The sequence below is a fragment of the Mycobacterium sp. 852002-51961_SCH5331710 genome (genome assembly GCF_001665535.1).
Lineage (GTDB): Bacteria > Actinomycetota > Actinomycetes > Mycobacteriales > Mycobacteriaceae > Mycobacterium.
In genome coordinates, this window is sequence record NZ_LZSQ01000034.1 from 1 (window position 1) to 8,060 (window position 8,060).

Sequence of the window (8,060 nt, forward strand, 5' to 3'; positions counted from 1 at the left end):
GTTTCGGTGTGGGAGATCTTCGGCGCGCTGTTGCACGGCGGGCGACTGGTGGTCGTGCCCGAGGAGGTGGTCGGATCCCCCGATGACCTGCATGCGCTGCTGGTCACCGAACAGGTCGACGTTTTGAGTCAGACGCCTTCTGCGGTGGGGATGCTTTCGCCGCAGGGGTTGGAGTCGGCTGCCCTGGTCGTGGCCGGTGAGGCATGTCCAGCCGAGGTGGTGGATCGCTGGGCAACACCCGGGCGGGTGCTGATCAACGCCTACGGTCCGACCGAGACGACGATATATGCCGCGATGAGTGCGCCGTTGCGGGCGGGATCGGGTGCGCCGATTGGTTCGCCGGTGCCGGGGGCGGCGTTGTTTGTGCTTGATGGGTGGTTGCGGCCGGTGCCTGTGGGCTCGGTCGGTGAGTTGTATGTGGCCGGCCGCGGCGTGGCATGTGGGTACGTGGGTCGCGGGGGTTTGACGGCATCGCGGTTTGTGGCCTGCCCCTTCGGGGAGCCCGGTACCCGGATGTATCGCACCGGGGACTTGGTGTGTTGGGGTGTCGACGGGCAGTTGCAGTACCTCGGGCGTGCAGACGAGCAGGTCAAAATCCGCGGATACCGCATCGAATTGGGTGAGGTACAGGCGGCGCTCGCGGCGCAGGACGGGGTCGAGCAGGCGGTAGTGCTCGCCCGCGAGGACCGCCCCGGCGACAAACGCCTGGTGGCTTATTTCATCGGGAATGCCGATCCGGCCGGTCTGCGTCCTGCACTGGCCAAGCAGCTCCCGCCATACATGGTGCCCGCCGCAGTGGTTGCGATTGACGAATTACCGCTGACAGTCAACGGCAAACTCGACATTCGCGCCTTGCCCGCACCGGACTACCACGAGGCTGATCACCATCGCGCCCCGGTAAGCGCTGTCGAGGAGATTCTCGCCGGTATTTATGCGCATGTGCTCGGTGTCGACCGAGTCGCGGTCGACGAGTCATTCTTCGATCTGGGCGGCGATTCGCTTTCGGCAATGCGTCTGGTTGCCGCGATCAACAAATCGCTGAATACGACTCTGGCGGTGCGCACCGTCTTCGACGCACCCACCGTGGCCCAGTTGGCGTCCCGTATAGGCGGCGAGACGTGTGAACTGGACCCGTTGGTGGCCGTCGAGCGGCCTTCGGTGGTACCTCTGTCGTTTGCCCAGGCCAGGTTGTGGTTCATCGACCAATTGCAAGGCGCCTCACCCGTTTACAACATGGCAGCCGCGTTGCGGCTCGACGGATGCCTGGATACCGATGCACTGGGTGCGGCATTCGGCGATGTGGTGGGCCGCCACGAGTCCCTCCGCACACTATTCAGCGATGTCGACGGTGTCCCTCGGCAGGTGGTGGTCCCCGCGGAGCGGGCGCATGTCGGCTGCCGGGTAGTCGACGCCACGGGCTGGCCGGCGGCTCGTCTTGACGAGGCTCTCAGCGCGGTAGCACGCGCCACGTTCGACCTGGCGACGGAGATCCCCTTACGGGCAACACTTTTCCGTCTTGCCGATGACCAACATGTGTTAGTGGTGGTGGTGCACCATATCGCCGCGGACGGCTGGTCGATCACACCGTTGGTGGGCGACCTGGGGGTGGCTTACGCCAGCCGGTGTGCCAGGCGGGCGCCGGACTGGGCGCCGTTGCCGGTGCAGTATGCCGACTTCACACTTTGGCAGCGAGCACAACTGGGTGATCTCGAGGATCCGGACAGCCGCATCGCAGCGCAGTTGAACTACTGGACGCGGACACTGGCTGACATGCCAGAGCGGTTGGCGCTGCCGACCGATCGACCGTATCCCTTGGTGGCGGATCAACGTGGTGCCACGGTGGCAGTGGACTGGCCGGCCGAATTGCAGCATCGGGTGCGGGCCGTGGCCCGTGAGCACAGCGCGACCAGCTTCATGGTGGTGCAGGCCGCGCTGGCCGTGCTGTTGGGCAAGCTCAGCGCGAGTTCTGATGTGCCGATCGGTTTTCCGATCGCCGGGCGGCGCGATCCCGCCCTGGATGAGTTGGTCGGGTTCTTCGTCAATACCTTGGTGTTGCGGGTCGACCTCGGCGGCGATCCCACGGCCGCTGACGTGCTGGCTCAGGTGCGCGCCCGCAGTCTCGCCGCATACGAACATCAGGACGTGCCGTTCGAAGTTCTTGTCGAGCGGCTCAACCCGGCGCGGTCGTTGACCCATCACCCGCTGGTGCAAGTGTTGCTGGCTTGGCAGAACAATGCGTCAGCGACGCTGGATCTGGGCGACCTACAGGTCACTCCACTGCCGGTGGATACTCACACCGCGCGAATGGACCTGTCGCTGTCGTTGACCGAACGGTTCACCGAGGCCGGCGAGCCGGCCGGGATCGGTGGGAGCGTCGAGTTCCGCACCGACGTGTTCGACGCGGCCAGTATTGAGGCGTTGGTCGGGCGGCTGCAGCGCGTGGTCGAGGCCATGACCGGCGATCCGGCGGTGAGGTTGTCGTCGATCGATGTGCTCGATGCGAGTGAACGCACCCGCGTGGATGAGTGGGGCAACCGGGCGACGTTGACCGAGCCCCTCCAGGGAAGAGTGTCAATTCCTGGGTTGTTCGGCGAGCAGGTGCGACGGGCTCCCGAGGCGGTGGCGATCACCTCTGGGGAACGTTCGTTGCGCTACCGCGAACTCGGTGAGGCCGCGAATCGGTTGGCGCACTTGTTGATCGGCATTGGTATCGGTCCGGGTGAGTGCGTCGCACTGCTGTTGGATCGATCGGCCGAGGCAATCGTGGCGATGTTGGCGGTGCTCAAGACGGGCGCGGCGTATCTGCCGATCGACGGGGCGGTGCCGGACGCACGGTTGCATTTCATGCTCGCTGATGCCGCGCCGATCGCCGCGATCACCACGGCCAGGCTGGCCGGGCGGTTGGACCAGTCCGGTTTGGTGGTGATCGACGTCGACGATCCGCGCATCGTTCGCGAACCGAGCACCGCCTTGCCGGATCCGTCCCCCGAGGACATCGCGTACCTGATCTACACCTCGGGGACCACCGGTGTGCCCAAGGGCGTGGCGATCACTCACCGCAACGTGACGCAGTTGCTCGAGTCACTCGATGCCGGGCTGCCGTCCGCCGGTGTGTGGCCGCTGTGCCATTCCTTAGCCTTCGATGTGTCGGTGTGGGAGGTGTTCGGCGCACTGCTGCGGGGTGGGCGCGTGGTTGTGGTGCCCGAGGACGTAGCGGCCTCGCCCATGGATTTCCACGCCTTGCTGGTCAGTGAAGGCGTCGACGTGTTGACCCAGACTCCCTCTGCGGTAAGGGTTTTGCCGCGCGATGGGTTGGAGTCGACTGCGGTGGTCGTGGTTGGCGAAGCGTGTCCCTCCGAGGTGGTGGACCACTGGGCGCCGGGGCGGGTCATGCTCAATGCCTACGGCCCCACCGAGACGACGATGTGTGTCGCAATAAGTGCGCCACTGAGTCCCGGGTGGGGAGTGCCGATCGGTGCGCCCGTTGCTGGGGCGGCATTGTTCGTGCTCGACGAGTGGCTGCACCCGGTACCGGCCGGGGTGGTCGGCGAGTTGTATGTGGCCGGCGCAGGAGTGGGCGTGGGTTATGTCGGTCGGGCCGAGTTGACCGGATCGAGGTTCGTCGCTTGTCCGTTCGGCGGACCCGGAACGCGGATGTATCGAACCGGAGATCTTGTGTGTTGGCGCCCTGATGGGCAGCTCGACTATCTGGGACGAGCCGATGAGCAGGTCAAGATCCGCGGGTATCGCATCGAACTCGGCGAGATACAGGCGGCTCTGGCCGCACTGGACGGGGTGGTACATGCGGCTGTGATCGCCCGCGAGGACCGTCCCGGCGACAAGCGGTTGGTTGGCTACGTCACCGGGTCCGCCGATCCGGCTGAACTCCGTGCCGCGTTGGCCGAGCGGTTACCGGGTTACATGGTGCCGACGGCGATGGTGGCGCTCGACAAGCTGCCGCTGACACCCAACGGAAAGCTCGATGCGCGCGCCCTGCCCGCACCCGACTATGGGGACGGCGATCGATATCGGGCTCCCTCCGATGCGGTCGAGGAAGCCTTGGCCAACATCTACGCCCAAGTCCTCGGGCTCGACCGAGTCGGCGTCGACGACTCCTTCTTCGATCTAGGCGGAGACAGCATCTCGTCGATGCAGGTTGTGTCCCGGGCCCGGGCAGTCGGCTTGGTGTGTCGTCCGCGCGATGTCTTCGTCGAGCAGACGGTGGCCCGGCTGGCCCGTGTCGCTAAGACGACCAGCGGCGGCCAAGCCCCCATCGACGAGGGGCTCGGACCCGTCGAGGCGACGCCGATCATGCACTGGCTGGCCGGCGTGGAGGGTCCGGTCGACGAGTTCAACCAGACGATGGTGGTCCAGGCGCCGGATGGGGTGACCGAGTCCGACGCCGCCGCGATGTTGCAGACCTTGCTGGATCGGCATGCCATGCTGAGGTTGCGTGTCGACACGGCGGACGAGGGAACCGAATCCTTCGACGAAGACAACGTGGCCTGGTCGCTACACGTGCCCGAGCCAGGGACTGTCGATGCTCGTGGATGTTTGCGATCGGTGGACACACTCTCTGACGAAGCGCTGGTGCAGGCGCGATCGCGGTTGAACCCGGGCGACGGCGTAATGCTAAGCGCGCTTTGGGTTTCTGCCACGAGCCAGCTCATCGTGATTATTCACCACCTGGCCGTTGACGGGGTATCGTGGCGGATTCTGCTGGATGACCTCAACACGGCATGGGCCCAGCATCGGGCGGGCCGTCAGGCAGCGCTGCCGGCAGCGGGGACATCGTTCAAGCGCTGGGCGGAGGTGTTGGCCGAGCACGCGCGTCACCCAAGCGTGGTCGAGCAAGCGGACGTATGGCGGCGGGTGGCGAGGACACCTGCCGTGCTGCCGGCGGTCCAGCCCGCGGTGGACACATTCGCAACGGCCGGGCGTCTCTCAGTGCCGCTGGATGCCGAGACGACCCGCTTGCTGCTCGATGAGGTGCCAGGCGCGTTTCGCGTTGGTACAGAAGACATCCTGCTGATTGCGCTCGGGCTGGCGGTGGCCGAATCATTCGGTACCGGCAGCGCCCCCATAGGCATTGATGTCGAGAGCCATGGGCGCGTCGAGGAAATCGCTTCTGGTGTCGACCTGTCGCAGACAGTGGGGTGGTTCACCGCAAAGTACCCCGTGTCCTTGAACTTCGGGGGTCTCAACGGCCGACTGTCGTGGGCTCAGGTGGTGGCCGGCGAGCAGGCACTGGGTGCCATCATCAAGGCCGCCAAGGAGCATCTTCGTGCCCTGCCTGACGGCCTGACCTACGGCCTGCTGCGCTACCTGAACGCTGACGCGGACCTGGAGACGGCCGATCCGCCCATCGGCTTCAATTATCTGGGGCGCATGGGTAACCCGGGAGCCGGAGGGGCCGACGATGTATGGCGAAGCTGCCCCGAGGGCCTGTCACTGACCGGTGCAACCGCCGCGGTGCCAATGCCGCTCGCGCACACCGTGGAACTCAACGCCGTCGCAGTGGACACCGAGACCGGACCGCGCTTGCGCGCGGACTGGACGTGGGCGCCGTCGGCCGTCGATGGTGTGCAGATCAGCCGACTGAGCCGATTGTGGGTCGATGCCCTGATCGGCATATGCGCGCACGTGCGAAGCGGCGGAGGCGGATTGACTCCGTCGGACATCGCACCTACCAGGCTGACTCAGCACCAGATCGACGAGTTACAGCGTCGGCTCCCCGCTGCCGATGTGCTGCCGCTGAGCCCGGTGCAGCAGGGGCTGCTATTCCACGCGAACACCGCGCTTGCCGCCGCCGACGAGCTGTACACGGCCCAGCTTGACATCGCCCTGACGGGTCCGCTCGACGAAAGCAGGTTGCGCGAAGCGGTGCGCGTGGTGATCAGCCGCCATCCGAACCTGGTGGCCCGCTTCTGCCAAGACTTCGACGAACCGGTGCAGGCCATTCCGGCTGCTCCCGAAGTCGAGTGGCGCTATATCGATCTCGAAGGCGAAGCCCTTGATGAGGAGATCCAGCGGCTCTGCGCCGCTGAACGCGCCGCCGTCTGCGATCTGGTCAACGCGTCGCCATTCCGAGTGACGTTGGTGCGCAGCGAAGCCGACCGTCACCGGTTGATACTGACCAATCACCACATCGTGCTCGATGGCTGGTCGCTGCCAATTCTCCTACAGGAGATCTTCGCGAGCTATCACGGGATCCGGTTATTGCCGCCGGCACCATATCGAAACTTCATCACCTGGCTGGCCGATCGCGACATCGATGCTGCGCACAAGGCCTGGCGTAACGTGCTCGCCGGCTTCGAAACCCCCACACTGGTCAGCCGCCAGGCACGGTTGGGGTTAGGGCGGCGAGGCGCTGAGTCGATTTCGTTGTCTGCTCAGTCCACACGAGAACTCGGTGAATTGGCGCGCTCTCACCAGACGACCGTCAACATCGTGCTGCAGGCCGCGTTCGCGCGACTGTTGTCCGCGCTGACAGGCCAGCATGATGTCGCCTTCGGCACCGTGGTCTCGGGTAGGCCGGCCGACGTTGCCGACGCCGAATCGATGGTTGGCCTGCTCATCAACACGGTGCCGGTGCGAGCGACCCTCACAGCAGCGACCACCACGACAGAGCTGGTGAGTCAACTGCAACGCGTCCACAATGACACACTCGAGCACCAGCACCTTGCGCTCAGCGACATTCATCGAATCACCGGTCACGACAAGCTGTTCGACACGCTCTTCGTGTTCGAGAACTATCCGATGGATACCGCCGCCATATCGGGTGACCAACAGTTGGCCGTAACCGACGTGTCCTTCCGTGAATCGACCCACTACCCGTTGACGGTGCAAGCCGTACCGGGAGAAGAACTCGGTTTCCGCATCGAATACGACACCGATGTCTTCGACGCGGGTGAAATCGCAGCCCTCGGGGAGCGGTTGGAAACGGTGTTGGTGGCGATGGCCACTGATCCGGCACGGCGACTCTCCCAGGTGGAGGTGCTTGACGGTGCGGAGCTCAGCCGCCTGGATGAGTGGGGCAATCGGAGAGTGCTGAACCAGCCCGACCGCGCCCCGGTGTCGGTTCCGGAGTTGTTCACCGCCCAAGCCGCCCGTACCCCGGAGGCGGTTGCGCTGGTGTGCGGCGAGCACAGGTGGACGTATCGCGAAGTTGATGAGTCAGCGAATCGGTTGGCGCATCTACTGATGAGCCGCGGGGCCGGCCGGGGTGAGCGGGTCGCGGTGCTGTTCAACCGTTCCGCGGAGGCGATTGTCGCCATTTTGGCGGTTATGAAGACGGGCGCGGCGTACCTGCCGATAGATCCGGCGGTGCCGGCGGCGCGGATTGAGTTCATGGTGGGTGACGCGGCGCCGGTTCTCGCGGTCAGCACGGCGGATTTGGTGGCGCGGTTTGATGGTTTCGACGTGCCGGTGCTCGATATCGACGACCCAGAGATCGGTGCCCAGCCCGACACCCCAGTGCCAGGGCCATCCCCTGACGACCTGGCCCACATCATCTACACATCGGGCACCACGGGAACGCCCAAGGGTGTGGCCGTCACTCATCGCAACGTGACGCAGCTGTTCGACTCGCTGCGGATCGGTGTCGAGCTATCAGCAGAGCAGGTGTGGACGCAGTTCCATTCGTATGCCTTCGATTTCTCGGTTTGGGAGATCTGGGGTGCATTGCTGCATGGCGGGCAGCTTGTCGTCGTGCCTGAGATGGTGGCCCGTACACCGCAAGAGTTCCACAGATTGCTGGTGCGCGAGCGGGTCAGCGTGCTGACCCAAACCCCCTCGGCGGCGGGCATGCTGCCGGTGGACGGCTTGAATGGGCCGGCATTGGTGATCGGCGCGGAGCCCTGTCCACCCGAGTTGGTGGATCGGTGGGCTCCGGGGCGCGTGATGGTCAACGTCTACGGGCCCACCGAAACCACGATGTGGTTGTGTGCCAGCGCCCCATTGGCCGCGGGATCGGGATCCCCACCGATCGGTTCACCGACGGCGTGGGCGTCATTCTTCGTGCTTGATGGGTGGTTGCGGCCGGTGCCGGTGGGGGTAAT

General features: G+C 65.3%; 1 protein-coding gene. It reads left to right on the plus strand.

The window, feature by feature from the left end; translation table 11 throughout:
• Window positions 1–8,060 (plus strand): non-ribosomal peptide synthetase (locus A5752_RS04955; protein ID WP_156613625.1); only part of this gene is annotated, 8,060 nt, incomplete at both ends.